Source organism: uncultured Allobosea sp., from assembly GCF_945957345.1.
In the GTDB taxonomy this organism is placed as follows: domain Bacteria; phylum Pseudomonadota; class Alphaproteobacteria; order Rhizobiales; family Beijerinckiaceae; genus Allobosea.
In genome coordinates this window covers 17346-35563 of the sequence record NZ_CAMFKW010000032.1, presented here as the reverse complement: position 1 = coordinate 35563, position 18218 = coordinate 17346, and the positions used below count along the sequence as shown (strand labels likewise).

Annotated in this window: 12 protein-coding genes; 5 read left to right on the top strand and 7 right to left on the bottom strand. The window is 66.6% G+C overall.

The window, feature by feature from the left end; translation table 11 throughout:
- Position 1: 1 nt before the first annotated feature.
- Complete coding sequence (gene mfd / locus Q0Q36_RS16285; protein WP_293799306.1) at positions 2–3550, bottom strand: transcription-repair coupling factor; 3549 nt, start codon at positions 3548–3550, stop codon at positions 2–4.
- A 180-nt stretch (positions 3551–3730) separates the two neighbouring features.
- Positions 3731–4027 (bottom strand): succinate dehydrogenase assembly factor 2, encoded by a 297-nt coding sequence (locus Q0Q36_RS16280; protein WP_293799305.1) that lies wholly within the window; start codon positions 4025–4027, stop codon positions 3731–3733.
- A gap of 171 nt (positions 4028–4198) precedes the next feature.
- On the opposite strand from Q0Q36_RS16280, the gene recG reads away from it, so the two are divergent.
- Positions 4199–6298 (top strand): ATP-dependent DNA helicase RecG, encoded by a 2100-nt coding sequence (gene recG, locus Q0Q36_RS16275; RefSeq protein WP_293799304.1) that lies wholly within the window; start codon positions 4199–4201, stop codon positions 6296–6298.
- 179 nt (positions 6299–6477) lie between these two features.
- Positions 6478–7311, top strand: coding sequence for an AraC family transcriptional regulator (locus Q0Q36_RS16270; protein ID WP_293799303.1), 834 nt, complete (start codon positions 6478–6480; stop codon positions 7309–7311).
- Here the strand turns inward: Q0Q36_RS16270 and Q0Q36_RS16265 are convergent.
- A complete protein-coding gene (locus tag Q0Q36_RS16265) occupies positions 7301–8017 on the bottom strand; it encodes a DUF502 domain-containing protein (RefSeq protein ID WP_293799301.1) in 717 nt (238 codons plus the stop codon). The two genes, Q0Q36_RS16270 and Q0Q36_RS16265, sit on opposite strands and share 11 nt — an antisense overlap.
- A 129-nt stretch (positions 8018–8146) precedes the next feature.
- On the opposite strand from Q0Q36_RS16265, the gene Q0Q36_RS16260 reads away from it, so the two are divergent.
- Positions 8147–8533 carry a YbaN family protein gene (locus tag Q0Q36_RS16260; RefSeq protein WP_293799300.1) on the top strand — a complete coding sequence of 129 codons (387 nt, stop codon included), beginning with the start codon at positions 8147–8149 and terminating at the stop codon, positions 8531–8533.
- A gap of 7 nt (positions 8534–8540) precedes the next feature.
- Here Q0Q36_RS16260 and glmS read toward each other — a convergent pair whose 3' ends face one another.
- Positions 8541–10367, bottom strand: coding sequence for a glutamine--fructose-6-phosphate transaminase (isomerizing) (gene glmS / locus Q0Q36_RS16255; RefSeq protein ID WP_293799298.1), 1827 nt, complete (start codon positions 10365–10367; stop codon positions 8541–8543).
- Positions 10368–10487: 120 nt separating this feature from the next.
- Positions 10488–11855, bottom strand: a complete 1368-nt coding sequence (gene glmU, locus Q0Q36_RS16250) for a bifunctional UDP-N-acetylglucosamine diphosphorylase/glucosamine-1-phosphate N-acetyltransferase GlmU (protein WP_293799343.1) — start codon at positions 11853–11855, stop codon at positions 10488–10490.
- 309 nt (positions 11856–12164) lie between these two features.
- On the opposite strand from glmU, the gene Q0Q36_RS16245 reads away from it, so the two are divergent.
- Both Q0Q36_RS16245 and mdoH read left to right on the top strand, forming a co-directional pair.
- Positions 12165–13724, top strand: coding sequence for a glucan biosynthesis protein (locus Q0Q36_RS16245; RefSeq protein ID WP_293799297.1), 1560 nt, complete (start codon positions 12165–12167; stop codon positions 13722–13724).
- Between the two features lie 20 nt (positions 13725–13744).
- Entirely contained in the window at positions 13745–15895 is a 2151-nt protein-coding gene (mdoH, locus tag Q0Q36_RS16240; protein ID WP_293799341.1) for a glucans biosynthesis glucosyltransferase MdoH, read from the top strand.
- Between the two features lie 200 nt (positions 15896–16095).
- Here mdoH and Q0Q36_RS16235 read toward each other — a convergent pair whose 3' ends face one another.
- Together Q0Q36_RS16235 and Q0Q36_RS16230 are read right to left on the bottom strand one after the other, a co-directional pair.
- The gene (locus Q0Q36_RS16235) at positions 16096–16977 is read right to left on the bottom strand and encodes a VOC family protein (protein WP_293799296.1); all 882 of its coding nucleotides are present in this window, start codon (positions 16975–16977) and stop codon (positions 16096–16098) included.
- A gap of 70 nt (positions 16978–17047) precedes the next feature.
- Positions 17048–18217, bottom strand: coding sequence for a glutathionylspermidine synthase family protein (locus Q0Q36_RS16230; protein ID WP_293799295.1), 1170 nt, complete (start codon positions 18215–18217; stop codon positions 17048–17050).
- Between the last annotated feature and the right edge of the window lies 1 nt (position 18218).

Sequence of the window (18218 nt, the reverse complement as noted above, 5' to 3'; positions counted from 1 at the left end):
TTCAGGCCGCCTTCTTCCTTTCGGCGATCCGCGCCAGATCGGTCAGCAACCGTCGCGTTGCCTTGAGCCGCTGCTCGACCGTGTCGAAATCGTCGATGAAGACGACGCGCATGTCGGGGCGCACCTTGGCCAGCGTGCCCTGCTTAGCGACGAAGCCGACCAGCCCTTCCGGATTGGCGAATTCGTTGTTGCGGAAGGCGACGATGATGCCCTTCGGCCCGGCCTCGACCTTCTCCACATTGGCGCGCTTGCAGAGCGCCTTGATCGCGACGATCTCCAGCAGCTGGTTGACCTCCTCCGGCAACGGGCCGAAGCGATCGACCAGCTCGGCGCCGAAGGATTGCAGCTCCGCATCGTCGTCCATGGTCGAGAGGCGCTTGTAGAGCGTCAGCCTCAGCGTCAGGTCGGCGACATAGTGCTCGGGGATCATGACGGGCGCGCCGACCTGGATCGCCGGCGACCATTGCGTCTCGGTCTCGAACTCGATGCCGGCCTTGAGCGCCGCCACCGCCTCCTCAAGCATCTGCTGGTAGAGCTCGTAGCCGACTTCCTTGATATGACCGGACTGCTCGTCGCCGAGCAGGTTTCCGGCGCCTCTGATGTCGAGATCGTGGCTGGCGAGCTGGAAGCCGGCGCCGAGCGTATCGAGCGATTGCAGCACCTTGAGCCGCTTGTCGGCCTGCTCGGTCAGCTTGCGGTTGGCCGGCACGGTGAAGAGCGCATAGGCGCGCGTCTTCGAGCGGCCGACGCGGCCCCGGAGCTGGTAGAGCTGGGCGAGGCCGAACATGTCGGCGCGGTGGACGATCAGCGTGTTAGCGGTCGGGATATCGAGGCCCGACTCGACGATCGTGGTCGAGAGCAGGATGTCGTACTGGCCCTCGTAGAAGGCCGTCATCACGTCTTCCAGCGTGCCGGCCGCCATCTGGCCATGGGCGATGCCGACCTTGCACTCGGGCACCTGCTTGTCGAGGAAGTCCTTGACGTCGGCGATGTCCTCGATGCGCGGCACGACATAGAAGCTGCGCCCGCCGCGATAGCGCTCGCGCAGCAGCGCCTCGCGCACGATCAGGGGATCGAAGGGCGTGACGAAGGTGCGCACGGCCAAACGATCGACCGGCGGAGTCGCGATGATCGAGAGCTCGCGAACCCCAGTCATGGCGAGCTGGAGCGTACGCGGGATCGGTGTCGCCGAGAGCGTCAGCATATGCACCTCGGCGCGCAGTTCCTTCAGCTTCTCCTTATGGGCGACGCCGAAATGCTGCTCCTCGTCGACGATGACGAGGCCGAGATCCTTGAAGTCGACGCCCTTGCCGAGCAGCGCATGCGTGCCGACGACGATGTCCATCGTGCCGTCCTTGGCGCCCTGCTTCACCGCCTTGAGATCGGCCGAGCCGACGAAGCGCGAGGCCTGACCGACATTGACCGGCAAGCCGGCAAAGCGATCCGCGAAATTGCGGTAATGCTGGCGGGCGAGCAGCGTCGTCGGCACCACGACCGCGACCTGCTTGCCGTTGAGCGCGGCGGCGAAGGCGGCGCGCAGCGCGACCTCCGTCTTGCCGAAGCCGACATCGCCGCAGACGAGCCGATCCATCGGCCGGCCGGCCGCGAGATCGTCCAGCACCGCGTCGATCGTGTTCTGCTGGTCCTCGGTCTCCTCATAGGGGAAGCGCGCGATGAACTCGTCATAGACGCCCTCGGGCGGCACGAGGCGCGGCGCATCCTTGAGCGCGCGGGCCGCGGCGATCTGGATGAGCTTGCCCGCCATCTCGCGGATGCGCTGCTTGAGCTTGGCCTTGCGCGCCTGCCAGCCGCCGCCACCGAGCCTATCGAGCTGGACCTCGGTGTCTTCCGAGCCGTAGCGCGACAGAAGCTCGATATTCTCGACAGGCAGGAAGAGCTTGGAATCGCCGGCATAATGGATTTCGAGGCAGTCATGCGGCGCGCCGGCCGCCGTGATCGTCTGCAGGCCGATGAAGCGGCCGATGCCGTGGTCGACATGGACGACGAGATCGCCCGGCGCGAGCGATGACAGCTCCGCAATAAAGTCCTGCGGGCGCTTGGTCTTGCGGCGCGGCCGGACGAGCCGATCGCCCAGAATGTCCTGTTCGCCGATGACGGCGAGGCGCCCGGCCTCGAAGCCTGTCTCGAAGCCCCAGACTGCGAGCGCGACCGTGCCGGGCTTGAGATCGAAGGCCGCGCGCAAAGAGCCCGTCATCTGCACGCTCTTCAGCCCGTGGTCTTCGAGCACATGCGCAAGACGCTCGCGCGAGCCCTCGGACCATGCGGCGAGGATGACGCGCTTTCCGTCGGCCTCCAATGAGCGGACATGGGCTACAGCCGCCTCGAAGACGCTGCCGGATTCGCCGGCCCGCTCGGCCGCGAAGCTGCGGCCCTGTTTGCCGCCGAGATCGAGGATCAGCTTGCCTTCGCTGTCGGGGAGCTGGAACGGGGTGAGCGTCGCGACGCCGGAGATGTCGACCACCGCGCGCCAGTCGGCCGGCGAGAGATAAAGTGCATCCGGCGGCAGCGGCTTGTAGGGAATGCCGCCGCCCCCGCCTTGCTCCAGCGCGGCCTTTCGCGCGTCGTAATAGTCCTTGATCAGGCTGATGCGTTCGCCGACCGCATCCTCGGCCTGATGGTCGAGCACCAGGGGCACCTCCGGCAGATAGGTGAAGAGCGTATCGAGCTTCTCGGCCAGTAGCGGCAGCCAGTGCTCCAGCCCGGCCGGGCGGCGGCCTTCGCTGACGGCTTCATAGAGCGTGTCGTCGCGGCCGGGCGTGCCGAACGTGGAAATATAGGACTGGCGGAAGCGGCGGATGCTCTCGCTCGTCATCTGCGCCTCGGACATCGGCACGAGGTCGAGCCCGCGGAGCTGGCCAGTGGTACGCTGCGTCTCCGGATCGAAGGTGCGGATCGATTCCAGCGTGTCGCCGAAGAAGTCGAGCCGGATCGGCGCCGGCATGCCCGGCGGGAAGAGGTCGACGATGCCGCCGCGCACGGCGAATTCGCCGGTCTCGCGCACGGTCGAGGTGCGCAGATAGCCGTTGATGTCGAGCCAGCGTGCCAGCTCCTCGATATCGACCATGTTGCCGGGCGCCGCCGAAAAGCTCTCGGAGGCGACCTTGCCGAAGGCCGGCACGCGCTGGAGCGCGGCGTTGACCGTGGTGAGCAGCAGGCGCGGCCGGTCGCCCGACTTCGTCTTGGCGAGGCGCGACAGCGTCGTCATCCGGTGCGCCACAATGGCAGGCGCGGGCGAGACGCGGTCATAGGGCTGGCAGTCCCAGGCCGGGAAGCTCATCACCTCGAGATCGGGCGCGACGAATTGCAGCGCATTCTCAAGCACCTGCAGGCGCTGGCCGTCACGCGCGATGAAGACGAGCAGCGCCGGGCCTTCCGCCTTCTTGGCGCGGGCGCGGGTCAGGTCGGCGAGGACGACGGCGTCGAATCCATCGGGCACGCCGGCAAGCGTCGGCTTGTCGCCGCGCTTCAGCGCGTCGAGCAGACGGTCGAGCTGGGGCTTGGCGATCTGGCTGGGAGGAGGAATGCTCATCGGTATGCTTCAGTTTTTGACTATCGCTTGTCATTCCGGGGGGCGCGGCAGGCGCGAACCCGGAACCCACGACTGGGTGCTACTGCGGTGTTCGGTTGCCATTGACTCACCCAGTCGTGGGTTCCGGGTTCTTCGCTGCGCGAAGCCCCGGAATGACAACGGTGGGAGCCGGCCGAGCCCTCACACATGAATCGGCTTGTCGTGATGGTGGAACGCCTTCAGCTTGCGGAACAGTTCCGTGTTGTAGTTCTCGGGCACCGGCGCCTCCCCGGTCACCCAGCTCAGCAGGTCGCGGTCCAGGACTTCGATCAGCCGCTCGAACTCATCGAGCTCGGCATCGCTGAAGCCGGCGATCGCGTCGTCGGCGAAGCGACCCATGATCAGATCCATCTCGCGCATGCCGCGATGCCAGGCGCGGAACAGGATCTTGCGGCGGCGCGGGTCGAGATCGGCGCTGGAGCGGGTCGAACCGGACATGGGAACCTCGGCAAGAAAACACCAAGTTCGAAAACCTGGGGGATGGCGCAATGACTGCGGGGCCGGCCCCGTCGCGGAGCCTGCCTGAGCAGGCTATATAGCGATGCAACCCGGCGAAGTCAGCGGCGAAGCGGCCGCGATCTTCGCGCTCCTGACAATTGCCGAGACGTCTTGCGCCCTTCGATCCTCGATCCGCTCTTCGCCCCCGTCACGACGCTTTCCGGCGTCGGGCCCAAGCTCGGCAAGGTGCTGGACAAGTTTCTCGGCGACGAGACTCAGGCAGCACGCGTCGTCGACCTGATGTTCCAGCTTCCGACCGGCGCGGTCGACCGGCGGCCGAGCCCCTCGATCGCGGATACGCCGATCGGCGATGTCGCGACCTTCACCGCCCGCGTCAGCGAGCATCGCGCGGCGCCCGCCGGCAAGAAGGCGCCCTATCGCATCATCGTCGAGGACGAGACCGGCGACGTCACGCTCGTCTTCTTCCACGCCGATTCCCGGCACCTCGCGCAGACCCTGCCGATCGGCGCCTATCGCCTGATCTCGGGCAAGCTCGAACTCTGGGAAGGCATGCGCCAGATGGTGCATCCCGAGCGCATCCTCGATCCCAAGCTCGCGGCGACGCTGCCGGCCTTCGAGCCGGTCTATCCGCTGACCGAGGGCATCGGCCAGCGCATGATGATGCGCACCGTACAGGCCGCCGCCGAGCGCTGCCCGGAGATGCCGGAATGGCAGGACCCGGCCTTTCTCGCCAGGAGCGACTTTCCAACCTTCCATGCGGCGGTCGAGGCCCTTCACCATCCGGTCGATCGCAAGGCGGCCGAAGGCGACACCGTCGCGCGCCGCCGCATCGGTTACGATGAATTGCTGGCGAGCCAGATCGCGCTCGCGCTCGTCCGTCGCCAGCAGAAGAAGATCGCCGGGCGGGCGACCACGGGAGATGGCGGCCTGCGCTTCCGAATCCAGTCCGCCCTGCCCTTCGAGCTGACAGAGGGCCAGCGCAAGGCGATCGCCGATATCCATTCCGACATGGCCAAGCCGGAGAAGATGCTGCGCCTGCTCCAGGGCGATGTCGGCTCCGGCAAGACCGTGGTCGCGTTGATGTCCATGGCCGCCGCCGCCGAGGCGGGCCGGCAATCGGTCCTGATGGCGCCGACCGAAATCCTCGCCCGCCAGCATGCCGAACGACTGGCGCCGCTGGCCGAGAAGGCCGGATTGAAGCTCGCCCTGCTGACCGGCCGCGAAAAGGGCGCCGGCCGCAAGCAGGTGCTCGCGGGGCTCGCCGATGGCTCGATCGACATCGCGGTCGGCACCCATGCGCTGTTCCAGGAGGGTGTCGCCTTCCATGATCTGGCGCTCGCCGTGGTCGACGAGCAGCATCGCTTCGGCGTGCATCAGCGCCTGCTGCTCGGCTCGAAGGGCGAAGCCGTCGACGTTCTGGTCATGACCGCGACGCCGATCCCGCGCACGCTGGCGCTGACATGGTTCGGCGACATGGATGTCTCGATCCTCTCGGAGAAGCCGGCGGGCCGGAAGCCGATCGTCACCCGCGCCGTCTCCTCCGAGCGATACGACGAGGTCGTCGGCGCCATCGGCAGGGCGGTCGAGAGCGGTGCGCAGGCCTATTGGGTCTGCCCGCTCGTGCAGGAATCCGACACGCTCGACGTCGCCGCCGCGCAGGAGCGCTACGAGGCGCTACGTGAAATCTTCGGCGACAAGGTCGGGCTGCTGCATGGCCAGATGCCCGGCCGCGAGAAGGACGCCGCCATGGCCGCCTTCGTCGCCGGCGAGACGCGCATCCTCGTCTCGACCACCGTCATCGAGGTTGGCGTCGACGTGCCCAATGCCAGCGTCATGGTGATCGAGCATGCCGAGCGCTTCGGCCTCGCCCAGCTCCATCAGCTTCGTGGGCGCATCGGGCGCGGCTCGGCCGCCTCGACCTGCCTGCTGCTCTACAAGGGACCGCTCGGGCCGATCGCGGAGGCCAGGCTCACGATCATGCGCGAGACAGAGGACGGCTTCCGCATCGCCGAGGAGGATCTGCGTCTACGTGGCGAGGGCGAAGTGCTCGGCACCAAGCAATCGGGCTCGCCGGACTGGCGCATCGCCCGGCCGGAGATCGACGGCGACCTGCTGGCAGCGGCGCGCGACGATGCGCGCTTGCTGATCGAGCGCGACCCGCATCTGGAAACGCCGCGCGGCCAGGCTATCCGGGTGCTGCTCTACCTGTTCGAGCGCGATGTGGCGATCCGGTTGCTGCGGGCGGGGTAGAGCTCGCCGTCATGCTCGCCCTTGTGGCGAGCATCCACGTCTTGGACACGCCCTTCGACCAGCGAAGACGTGGATGGTCGGGACAAGCCCGACCATGACAGGAACCGTCGTGCGCAGCAATCCCGATCAAGCGCGGCTGTCTTCCCTTCGCCATGGTGTCGGCGCTTCGTGGAGAGAACATGGACCCGGTCAAGGCCGCCATCTGGTGCATCGAGAGCCGCTTCACCGCCGATCTCACGCTTGACGAGATCGCGGAGGTCAGCGGCGTTTCGCGCTTCCATCTCAGCCGCGCCTTCGGCGTGGCGACCGGCCGCTCGGTGATGCGCTATGTGCGCGAACGCCGGCTGTCGGAGGCGGCGCGCCAGCTTGCGAACGGCGCGCCCGATATCCTCACGGTCGCCCTCGACTGGGGCTATGGCTCCCACGAAGCCTTCACCCGCGCCTTTCGCGAGCAGTTCGGCCTCACGCCGGAAGAATTGCGTGCCCGGCGCGACCTTTCATCGCTCGCTCTCGTGGAGTCCCTGTCCATGCATGACATCACCCCTGCCCCTATTGCCGAGCCGCGCATCGTCGCCGGCAAGCCCATGCTGATCGCGGGCTTCAGTGGCCATTTCTCGATGGACAAGACGCAAGGCATCCCGCTGCTCTGGCAGAAGATCGCCCCGCATTTCGGCCATATCCCCGGCCAGCGCGGCTATGTCGCCTATGGCGCAAGCTATAATTGCGATGATGGCGGCGCCTTTGACTATATCGCCGGGGCCGAAGTCTCCTCCTTCGGCGACCTCACCGAAGAGTTCGCGCGGCTCAGCGTGCCGGAGCAGCTCTGCGCGGTATTTGAGCATACCGGCCATATCACCGGCATCGCCCAGACCTACAAGGCGATCTGGCAGGACTGGTTCCCGAAATCGGGACGCAAGCCCGAGATGGGCGTCACGCTGGAGCGCATGGACGAGCGTTTCGACGGCGCCACCGGCAACGGCACCGTCGAGATATGGGTGCCGCTCAAGCGCTGACCGGCTGCTTCGCGTCCAGCTTCGGCTTGCCGTTCTGTTCGCCGGGCTGGATCAGCCCGGCCGACATGATCAGCTTGGCGCCATCCTCGACCGAGATCGAGAGCTCGATGACATCGCGCCGCGGCAGGTAGAAGAAGAAGCCGGTGGTCGGGTTGGGCGTGCAGGGCAGAAAGACGCCGATCTGCTCCTCGCCATCCGGCAGGCTTTCGGCAATCTCGGGCGCCGCCTCCTGCGCGATGAAGACGATCGACCACATGCCAGGCTGCGGGAACTGCACCATGCCGACCGTGCGGAACGACGTGCCGGATTGCGAGAAGATCGTCTCGAAGACCTGCTTGACCCCCTTGTAGAGGCCACGGATCACCGGCATGCGGTTCAGGATCGCCTCGCCGGTATTGATCAGCGAACGCCCGATCAGGTTATGCGTCATCGAGCCGAGAAAGGTCAGGCCGACCAGCGCGATGACGAGCCCGAAGCCCGGCACCGGGTAAGGCAGGTAGGCATCCGGCAGATACGCATTCGGGATGAGCGGCTTCACCAGCCCATCGATGAAATTGATGAACCACCAGGTCACCGAGGCCGTGATGGCAAGCGGCGCGGCGATGACGAGCCCGGTCAGGAAATAACGGCGCAGGCGCGCGCCCCATGTCGGACGCAGGATTTCCGTGGGCAGGATGAGCCGGGGATCGGGCGGGCCGGCTGTCATGCGTTGTCCCACCCCACCGTCACGACCTCCGATTCCCTTGCGGACGACGTCTCGCGCCGCGATATGACATAGATAAGCGAGGCGGCGGTATCCGCCATCCCCACCTTTCGGGCAAGCAAGGACGAGGCCGTGAGCGAGAACGATCAGCCGCGACGCCGATGGTCGCGGCCGCTGCTGTTCGCGATGGGCTGGGTCTTCACCGCGCTCGGCGTCATCGGGCTCATTCTGCCGCTGATGCCCGGCACGGTCTTCCTGATCGCTGCAGCCTGGTGCTTCTCACAATCCTCGCCACGATTCGAGGCGTGGCTCGTCGGGCATCCAAGATTGGGGCCGCATGTCCGGCGCTGGCGCGAGACCGGCGCCATCGCGCGGCGGGCGAAATATCTCGCCTGCGGTTCGATGGCGCTGAGCTTCGTTCTGCTGACACTGACGAGCGCGCCGCCGATTGCCTTGGCAACGGCGGCGCTCTGTCTGGCTGGTGCAGGCTTCTATGTAGCAAGCCGGCCCGAGGCCTGAGCCGCCTTCACTCCACCGTGACGGATTTCGCCAGATTGCGCGGCTGGTCGACGTCCTTGCCCATGAAAACCGCCGTCTGATAGGCGATCATCTGGATCGGCAAGGCGTAGACGATCGGCGCGAAGGTCGGGTCCATGTCGGGCATGATGATCGTCGCCTCGGGCTCGATTCCGGCTTCGGCCGCGCCCTTCGCGTCGGTGACCAGGATGATGCGCCCGCCGCGCGCCGCGACCTCCTGCATGTTGGAAGCCGTCTTCTCGTAGAGCGCGTCATGCGGCGCGACGACGATGACCGGCATCTCCTCGTCGATCAGCGCGATCGGCCCGTGCTTAAGTTCACCTGCGGGATAGCCTTCCGCGTGGATATAGCTGATTTCCTTGAGCTTCAGCGCGCCTTCCAGCGCCAGCGGGAAGCTGGTGCCGCGGCCGAGATAGAGCACATCCTTGGCCTTGGAGAGCTCGCGCGCGAGCTTCTCGATCTCTGGCTCCAGCTCCAACGCCTTGGCGATCAGGCCTGGCAGCGCGATCAGATGCTGCACATGGCCGGCTTCCTCCTCGGCCGAGAGCGTGCCGCGAGCCCGCGCTGCGGCGAGTGCCAGCGCCGCGAATACGGAAAGCTGGCAGACGAAGGCCTTGGTCGAGGCGACGCCGATCTCGGGGCCGGCGAGCGTCTGCGCGACCGCGTCGCTTTCGCGCGCGATGGTCGAGGTCGGCACGTTGACGACCGAGAGGATGGCCTGCCCGTTCTGGCGGGCGTAGCGCAAGCCGGCCAGCGTGTCGGCGGTTTCGCCGGACTGCGAGATGAAGAGCGCGAGGCCGTTCTCCGGCAGCGGCGCCTCGCGGTAGCGGAACTCCGAGGCGACATCGATCTCGACCGGCAGGCGCGCCAGCTTCTCGAACCAGTATTTCGCGATCAGGCCAGCATAATAGGAGGTGCCGCAGGCGCTGATCGTCAGGCGCGAGAGGCTCTTCCAGTCGATCTTGTCGCCGAAAGGCAGGCGCACCTTTCCGTTGGCCATGTCGAGATACTGGGTCAGCGTGTGGCCGACGACCTCAGGCTGCTCGTAGATCTCCTTGGCCATGAAGTGGCGATGATTGCCCTTCTCGACCAGGAAGGCGCCGGCGGCGACGCGCTGGGCGCGGCGCTCCACCTGCGTGTTGGTTCGATCGTAGAAAGTCGCGCCACGGCGATGGAGCACGACCCAGTCGCCCTCTTCGAGATAGGCGATGAGATTGGTGAAAGGAGCGAGCGCCAGCGCGTCCGAGCCGAGATACATCTCGCCATCGCCGATGCCGACCGCTAGAGGCGAGCCCTTGCGGGCGCCGATCAGCAGGTCTTCCTCGCCCTGGAACAGGAAAGCGAGCGCGAAGGCGCCGCGCAGAAGCGGCAGGCTGGCCGCAACCGCATCGACCGGGGACTTGCCGCGATCGAGCTCGCGGGTGACGAGATGAGCGACGATCTCGGTATCGGTCTCCGTCTCGAAGACGTAGCCGTCCGCCTGGAGGTCGGCGCGCAATTCGCGGAAATTCTCGATGATGCCGTTATGGACGACGGCGAGCTTCGCGGTCGCATGCGGGTGGGCATTGGTCTCGTTGGGCTTGCCATGGGTCGCCCAGCGGGTGTGGCCGATGCCGATCAGGCCCTCGAGCGGCTCGCTCGACAGGCGGGTCTCGAGATTCTTGAGCTTGCCCTCGGCGCGGCGGCGGGTGAGCTGACCACCTTCGAGCGTCGCGACGCCGGCGGAATCATAACCGCGATACTCCAGCCGCCTGAGCGCATCGACGACCTGCGTCGCGACCGCTTCCTTGCCCAGAATCCCGACGATGCCGCACATGGGCCAACCCCTCAAGCCGTTGCTGTCGGCAAAGCGCATAGCCGCGAACGGAGCGCATGCCCAATCAATCTACATGACGAACTGTGAACGGCGGATTGCCCGATCCACCGCGATTCCCGCCTATTCCGCCGCTTTCTTGGCGGCTTTCCGGGCGGCGGCGACGGCGCGGAACGCCTTCGCCCAGCCCTCCTTCACGACTTGCTTGCCCCGGCCGATGGCCAGCGCCTCCGGCGCGACATCGTCGGTGATCACCGAGCCGGAGCCGATATAGGCGCCCTCGCCGATCGTCACCGGGGCCACCAGCGAGGAATTCGAGCCGACGAAGGCATTGGCGCCGATCGTCGTCTTCGACTTGTTGAAGCCGTCGTAGTTGCAGGTGATGGTGCCGGCGCCGATATTGGCGGCCGCGCCGACCGAGGCATCGCCGATATAGGTGAGGTGGTTGACCTTGGCGCCCGGGCCGATATCGGCGGCCTTCACTTCGACGAAATTGCCGACCTTCGCCTTCTCGGCCAGACGGGTCCCCGGCCGCAGGCGCGCGAACGGGCCGATATTGGCGTCCGGGCCGATCCTGGCGCCCTCCAGATGTGAGAAGGCATGGATCACCGCGCCGTCGGCGACCTGCACGCCCGGCCCGAAAACCACGTTCGGCTCGATCAGGACATCGCAGCCGATCTCGGTATCATGGCTGAAGAAGACAGTTTCGGGCGCGATCAGCGTGGCGCCGCCGACCATGACGGCGAGGCGCTTGCGGCGCTGGAATTCCGCTTCCGCGGCAGCGAGCTGCACGCGATCGTTGACCCCCTGGACTTCGCTCTCGGGCGCCCGCAGCGCGACCGCGTCGAGGCCGCGCGTCCGTGCGACTTCGACCGCATCAGTCAGGTAGAATTCGCGCTGGGCGTTGTCGTCGCCGATCGCTTCCAGGATCGACAGGGCATGCTTGCCGGCGAGCGCCATCAACCCGGCATTGCAGAGCGTGATGCGGCGCTGCTTCGGCGTCGCGTCCTTGTGCTCGACGATCGCTTCGAGATGGCCGTCATGCTCGACGAGCCGGCCGTAGCCAGTCGGATCCTTGGCTTCGAAGCCGAGCACGGCGACGGCAGCGCCTCCGGAGAGCGCCTCGCGGAGTGCCAAGAAGGTCTCCGGACGTACGAGCGGCGTGTCGCCGAACGCGATGATGACATCGTCATGAGCCGAGGCCAGCGCAGCTTTCGCCGCCAGCGCCGCATGGGCCGTGCCTCTGCGCTCGCGCTGGATCGCGATCTGAGCGTGCGGAAGGAGCTTGTGCGCCTCCTCGCCGACTTCCGGGCGCTCGGAGGAGATGACCACGGCGACGTCGTCGGCACCGGCCTCGGAGACGGCCGCCAGCACATGGCCGAGCAGCGACCTGCCGGCAACGGCATGGAGCACCTTCGGGCGCCGCGACTTCATGCGAGTGCCCTCTCCGGCCGCCAGGACGATCGCGAGGCAGGATCTGGCCGGCTGCATTTCGGTCATGTTTCTCGTTTCCCTTGCAGGGCATGGTCGAACCACAGCCCGCACATCACAATCGCATTCACGCATGCTGGCGTTGCAGGCGCCGTGGATAGCCGATCCGCGCGCCTTTTGGCAAAGTTCAATCGCGGTGAAAGGCAGCTTTCGGGGGCGGTGCATATGTCGGCCTAGCCACGGCTTGATTTCTGGAGATCGCACCCTGCGAAAGGCGTGCATCTTCCCGGTCGGAAAGGCTTTTCAGGCGAACTGGAAATGCTCTAGAAGCGCGAAGGGCGAGGGCGTCGCCCGCGTAGTTTGGATCCCATGTCGAAACCCTTGAATCGTAGGCAGTTTCTGGAAGGCGCCGCTGGTGGCGCGGCGCTGCTCTCGCTGGCCGGCCCAGCTGCGGCGCAGGCGCCCACGGGTGCCGCTTCCTTCAACATTCCCACTCTCGTGGACGGGCAGCGTTTCGATCCGGCTCTCGTCGTCGATGCCGCCAGGACCCTGGCGCAGCGTCCGCTGATTCCGCTCGCCAGCAACGACCTGCCCGAGGGCTACGCCGCCCTGCCCGCAGATCAGTATGCCGGGATTCGGATGCAGCCGGGTGCCACGGTCTGGGCGGGCGAGAATCGCGGCTTCACGCTGGAGCCCCTGCATCGCGGCTATGTCTTCTCCAATCCGGTGAGCCTGTTCACCATCGAGGACGGCACGGTGCGCCGCATCGGCTTCGATCGCAGCAAGTTCGACTACGGGCGAGTGACCCCGCCCCAGGGCAATGCCGATCTGCAGTTCTCGGGCATGCGGATCGCAGCCGGGCTGGAGCGCCCCTTCGAGGTCGCGGTCTTCCAGGGCGGCACCTTCTTCCGCGCCCTGGCGCGCGGCCAGAATTTCGGCGCGATGGCACGCGCGCTGATTCTGCGGCCGGGCGAGACACGCGGCGAGGAGCTGCCATTCTTCCGGGCGTTCTGGATCGAGCGGCCGAGCCCGGCCGTCGGCTCGCTGGTGATTCACGGCCTGCTCGATTCGGAGAGCGTCGCGGGCGCCGTCCGGATGACGCTGCGCCCAGGCGACGTCACCTTCATCGATGTCGAGATGACGCTGTTCGCGCGGCAGGCGCTGGACCATGTCGGCTTCGGCTGCACCAGTGCGACCTTCCTCTCCGGTCCGCAGAGCCGGCGCGTCTTCGACGACATCCGCCCCTCGATCGGCGAGGTATCCGGCGTCCAGATGCAGTCGGGTGCCGGCGAGTGGATCTACCGGCCCGTCAACAATCCCGCGACCCTGCAGGTCTCTTCCTTCGTCGACGAGAACCCGAAGGGATTCGGGCTCGTCCAGCGCGAGCGCGATCCCGCCGCCTTCCAGGACGACGATCAGCGCTTCGAGCTTCGGCCGAGCGTCTGGATGGAGCCGCTCGGCGATTGGGGCGCCGGTTCGGTGCAGCTCATCGAGATCCCCAACGATTCCGAGCCGAACAAGAACATCATCATGTACTGGCGGCCGAAGCAGCCCCTGGCGGCCGGCAGCGAGACCTCCATCAGCTATCGTCAGGCCTGGTGCTGGCAGCCGCCGGATCGTCCGCCATTGGCGCTCGCAACGCGGACGCGACAAGGCAAGGGCTCGCAGGGGCGCCGGCGTCGCTTCATCGTCGAATTTACCGGGGACAAGCTCGCCGATCCGGCCGTCGTCGCTTCGACGCGGGCGACGATCACGGCACAGCCCGGCGCTGTCCACGGTGTCCGCCTCTGGCCCTATCCCGAGCGCAAGCTGATGCGGGTCGGCTTCGAGGTCGACCCCGGCAACGATAATCTGTCCGAGCTCCGGCTCGTCCTGCAATCGGGCGGTCAGCCCGTCTCTGAGACCTGGTTGAATCGATGGACCTGGTAACGGCGCCCCGCCGCGACACCATGGAAGCGGAACAGCGCAGCTACAGCGCGGCCCGCGAGCCGGCGACCCCGCCTGAAGAGCCGCTGGTCATGCCGGTGCAGTCGTTCAGGAGCTGGAAGGCTTCGGATCGCCGCGCGCCCGCCGCGCCCGCCAACTGGAAAACGCCTTGGCTGAAGCGCCTCTTCGTCTTCGGCGGCGGGCTCGCGCTCACCGCCTTCGGCGCCTGGGAAATGTACAATGTCGTGTCGGTCAGCCGCACGACCTCGCTGCAGTACGCCTTGCTGGTGCTGTTCACGATCAACTTCTCGTGGATCGCGCTCGCCTTCACCAGCGCGCTGCTCGGCTTCTTCGGCGTGCTGTTCGGCGCCGGCAGGGCGGATCGGGCGGAAAGCCTCAAGCACCGCACCGTCGTGGTGATGCCGATCTACAACGAGTCGTCGGCACGCATCTTCGCGGCGGTGGCGGCGATCCGGGAATCGGTCGAGGCGACCGGGCTCGGTGACCATTTCGATTATTTCATCGTCTCCGACACCACCAACCCGGATGTCTGGGTGGCGGAGGAGCGGGCCTTCCTGGCGCTGCGCGAGCGTCTCGGGCCGAACAGCCGGGTCTATTACCGCCACCGGCCGAAGAACCATCATCGCAAGGCCGGCAATATCGCCGATTTCGTCACGCGCTGGGGTGGGCTCTACGAGCATATGGTCGTGCTCGACGCCGACAGCCTGATGACCGGCACCTGCATCGTGCGCCTTGCCGCTGCGATGGAGAACGATCCCGATGCGGGCATCATCCAGTCGCTGCCGCTGATCATCAACCGCAACACCTTCTTCGCGCGGCTCCAGCAATTCGCGGCGCGGGTCTATGGGCCGGTCATCGCGACCGGCCTCGCGATGTGGTCCGGCCGCGACGGCAACTACTGGGGCCATAACGCGATCATCCGCACCAAGGCCTTCGCCGACCATTGCGGCCTGCCGGACCTGAAGGGCAAGCCGCCCTTCGGCGGGCATGTGCTCAGCCACGATTTCGTCGAGGCGGCACTGATCCGCCGCGCCGGCTGGTCGGTCTACATGCTGCCGGACCTGACGGGCTCCTACGAGGAAAGCCCGCCTTCGCTGATCGACATTTCGGTGCGCGACCGGCGCTGGTGCCAGGGCAATCTCCAGCATTCGCGCATCATGGGCGGCAAGGGCTTCGTCATGCCGACGCGCCAGCATTTCGCCACCGGCATCATGGGCTATCTCGCCTCGCCGCTGTGGTTGATGCAGCTTGTGGTCGGCATCCTGATCGTGCTGCAGGTCAATTACGCGCGGCCGGAGTATTTCACCCAGGAATTCACGCTCTTCCCGGTCTGGCCCCGCTTCGACCCCGAACGCGCCTTGCGCCTGTTCGCGATCACCATGGGAATCCTGCTGGCGCCGAAGCTGTTCGGCCTGTTGCTGACACTGTTCAACACAAAGCTCCGGCAGGCCGGCGGCGGCGCGATCCGCCTGATCGTCTCGGCGCTGATCGAGGTGCTGTTCTCGGCCTTCTTCGCGCCGATCATGATGCTGATCCAGTCCGGCTCGGTCTTCCAGATCCTGCTCGGCCGCGACACCGGCTGGAACCCGCAACGGCGCGACGACGGCTCGATCCCGCTGAAGGACATCATCCGCCGGCACCGGACCCACACCGTGCTCGGCCTCGTCACCGGCCTTTCGGCCTTCATGATCGCGACCTCGCTCTTCGCCTGGATGTCGCCGACGATCGTCGGCCTCGTGCTGGCAATCCCGCTGTCATGGGCTTCGGGACAACTCGCTATCGGCCTCTGGCTCAAGCGCCACAAGCTGCTGATGACGCCGGAGGAAGGCGCCCCGCCCGCGATCGCGACGCGTGCCAACGAATTGCAGGCCGAGTTCGAGAAGGCCGGCTATGACGATGCCGACGCGATCAAGGCGCTGCACGGCGATCCCGAATTGCGCCATGCCCACGAACTGATGCTGCCCTATGGCCAGTCGCGCCGCCGCGGCGAGATCGAGCCCGACCGTGCCGTGGCGCAGGCCAAGCTGGTCGATGCCGAGACGGTCGACGACGCCGCGATCTGGTTGAAGCCCAAAGAGCGCATGGTCGTGCTGCACGACCGCGCGCTGATCGGGCTGCTGGCCTCCTTGCCGCCCGTCGAGGCGAAGGCCTGAGGCAGAACCGCACCGTCATTCCGGGTGGGCAACAGGCCAGAGACCGGAACCCATGAAAGCGACGCCATTCCAGACCGTCATGCTCGCCCTTGTGGGGAGCATCCACGTCTTGAACACAACCTGCGACCGGAGAAGACGTGGATGGTCGGGACAACCCCGACCATGACGGTAAGGCTCCGTCAGACCGTGCTCTCTGCCCTTCAGCCTTGCTCGAACGCCACCATGCAGCCGAAAGCTTCTTCGGCCGGCACGAAGAGCCGCTCGTCGCCGCGCTGGAACGAGATTTCGTTCTCGGTCAGACGCTCCGCCAAGGCTTCGAGATCGGGCACCGAGACGCAGAACCCCAGGAAGCGGGCGGGGGTCGTATCCGGCTCGACGAGATAGGCCCCCTGCGCGGCCTCGGGGTCGAGCACGTCGATGCGCCCCCGCGGCAGGGCGAGCACATAATCCTCGTTGCCTTCCAGCACCTCGGCGCCGCCACTGAAGGCCGAGAGGAAACCGCGGTGGAAGGCCGGCTCCTCCGCCAGCATCACGGCGGCTGAGAGCGCCGTCGCGCCGTTCGGATGCTGCTGGAACTCGGGGTTCCAGAAATTCTGCGGTTCCAGCTGCTGGCAAACGAAGAAGCCGCATTCCGGCGCGCGCGAATCGGCGGCGAAGGCGAGTTCGAAGGCGACGCGGACATCGCTGCCATCCGGCCGCCTTGCCCGGCGCTCGAAGAAGAAGGGCTCGAAATCACCGATGCCCTGCGCCTTGAAAGCGGCAGCATCGGCCTTGGCGTCTTTGCTCTCCAGCACCAGCATGGAGAGCCCCTCGCCCTGTTCCGCCAGCGCCTGCCGCACGAAGGCGCCGAAGGAGAAGCGGCGCTCGCCATGCGGCGGAATGGCCGCGTCATCGGCGATCGTCACCAGTTCGAGGAAGGAGCCCGGGAACTGCACGATCCGGTTCTCGGTGCCCCAGGGATGGCGGTTGCGGGCGCCGACACGGAAGCCGAGCTTCTCGTAGAAGTGCCAGGCGGCATCGAGGTCGCGGACGCCGATGACGAGATGGTCGAGACCGCGGGGCGTTGAGGCGTTTGCAGACATGGCAGGCTCCGTCGACAGGCGTATCGGAGCCCAAGGCTAGCACAGATCAAGGCGCGGTCATGTCGCGCGTTCAGGGCTCGATATAGTGCGGCAGGAAGCGCGAGGTGTTCTTTGTGATTGGCGAGGCGTCCTCGCGGACGCAGAGCCCACAGGCCTGCGAGGCGACGAGCCAGGAGCCGAGCACGGCGTATTTGCCCTCGGCGGAGAACAGGTTGGTCGCCGCATCCTGCAGGACATGCCCCTCGGCGCCATAAGGGCCGTCGTCGCTGTCGAGCACGCGGCCGCGTTCCATGAGCGTGACATTGGCGCCCTCGCGCGAATAGAGCGGCTTGCGGACATGGCGGGGCGAGAGTGTGGCGCAGCGCGGATCGCCCTCGAAGAAGGCCGGCAGGAGATTGGGATGGCCCGGCTCCATCTCCCAGAGACAGGCGAGCAGGCCCTTGTTGGAGAGGATCGCCTTCCAGGGCGGCTCGATGAACTGGCAGCCCGAGCCGGCCAGCGCCTTGCCGTAGCTCTCCCGGAACATCCATTCCCAAGGATAGAGCTTGAACAGGGTCTCGATTGGCTGATTGGCGCCGTCGCAGAAGCGTCCGTCGCTGAGCAGCCCGAGTTCCTCGATATAGGTGAAGCGCGCATCGAGCCCGGCCTGCACGGCGCAGTCGGCGAGATAGTCGACCGTGCCCTTGTCTTCCGGGCTGCCTTGTACGCAGGTCAGGTGCAGGCGATAGGGCGAGGGCTCGCGCAGGTCTTTGAAGGCCGCGATCAGGCGTTCATGCAGTGAATTGAACTGGTCGCTGCCGCGCGGGATCGCGCCTCGCGCCATCGCCTGCTCCAGCCAGTCCCATTGCACGACGCTCGATTCGAAGAGGGCGGTCGGCGTATCGGCGTTGTATTCGAGCAGCTTCGCCGGCCCGCGCCCGTCATAGGCGAGATCGAGCCTGCCATAGAGATTGCGCTCGCCGCGTTGCCAGCTGTCGCGGACATAGCCCCAGTGCTCGGCGGGAATCGCGAGCCTGGTCAGGATCTCTTCGCTGTCGAGCGCCTTCTCTATGAAGGCGAAGCAGAGCTGCTCGATCGCGTCGGTCGGCCCCTCGATATCGCGCTCGATCTCCTCCAGCGTGAAGGCGAAGGCCACGCTCTCGTCCCAATAGGTCTCGCCGTCGATGGTGTGAAAGGCGAAGCCGAGGCGTTCGACCTGTTCGACCCAGTCCGGGCGCGGCGGAAGCGTGACGCGGCGCATG

Bases quoted from the DNA above. Each gene is read 5' to 3' on its own strand.
- Q0Q36_RS16230 (WP_293799295.1), bottom strand. From the start codon at position 18,217: ATGCGCCGCGTCACGCTTCCGCCGCGCCCGGACTGGGTCGAACAGGTC.
- Q0Q36_RS16235 (WP_293799296.1), bottom strand. From the start codon at position 16,977: ATGTCTGCAAACGCCTCAACGCCCCGCGGTCTCGACCATCTCGTCATC.
- glmS (WP_293799298.1), bottom strand. From the start codon at position 10,367: ATGTGCGGCATCGTCGGGATTCTGGGCAAGGAAGCGGTCGCGACGCAG.
- Q0Q36_RS16265 (WP_293799301.1), bottom strand. From the start codon at position 8,017: ATGACAGCCGGCCCGCCCGATCCCCGGCTCATCCTGCCCACGGAAATC.
- mdoH (WP_293799341.1), top strand. From the start codon at position 13,745: ATGGAAGCGGAACAGCGCAGCTACAGCGCGGCCCGCGAGCCGGCGACC.
- Q0Q36_RS16245 (WP_293799297.1), top strand. From the start codon at position 12,165: ATGTCGAAACCCTTGAATCGTAGGCAGTTTCTGGAAGGCGCCGCTGGT.
- glmU (WP_293799343.1), bottom strand. From the start codon at position 11,855: ATGCAGCCGGCCAGATCCTGCCTCGCGATCGTCCTGGCGGCCGGAGAG.
- Q0Q36_RS16270 (WP_293799303.1), top strand. From the start codon at position 6,478: ATGGACCCGGTCAAGGCCGCCATCTGGTGCATCGAGAGCCGCTTCACC.
- Q0Q36_RS16280 (WP_293799305.1), bottom strand. From the start codon at position 4,027: ATGTCCGGTTCGACCCGCTCCAGCGCCGATCTCGACCCGCGCCGCCGC.
- mfd (WP_293799306.1), bottom strand. From the start codon at position 3,550: ATGAGCATTCCTCCTCCCAGCCAGATCGCCAAGCCCCAGCTCGACCGT.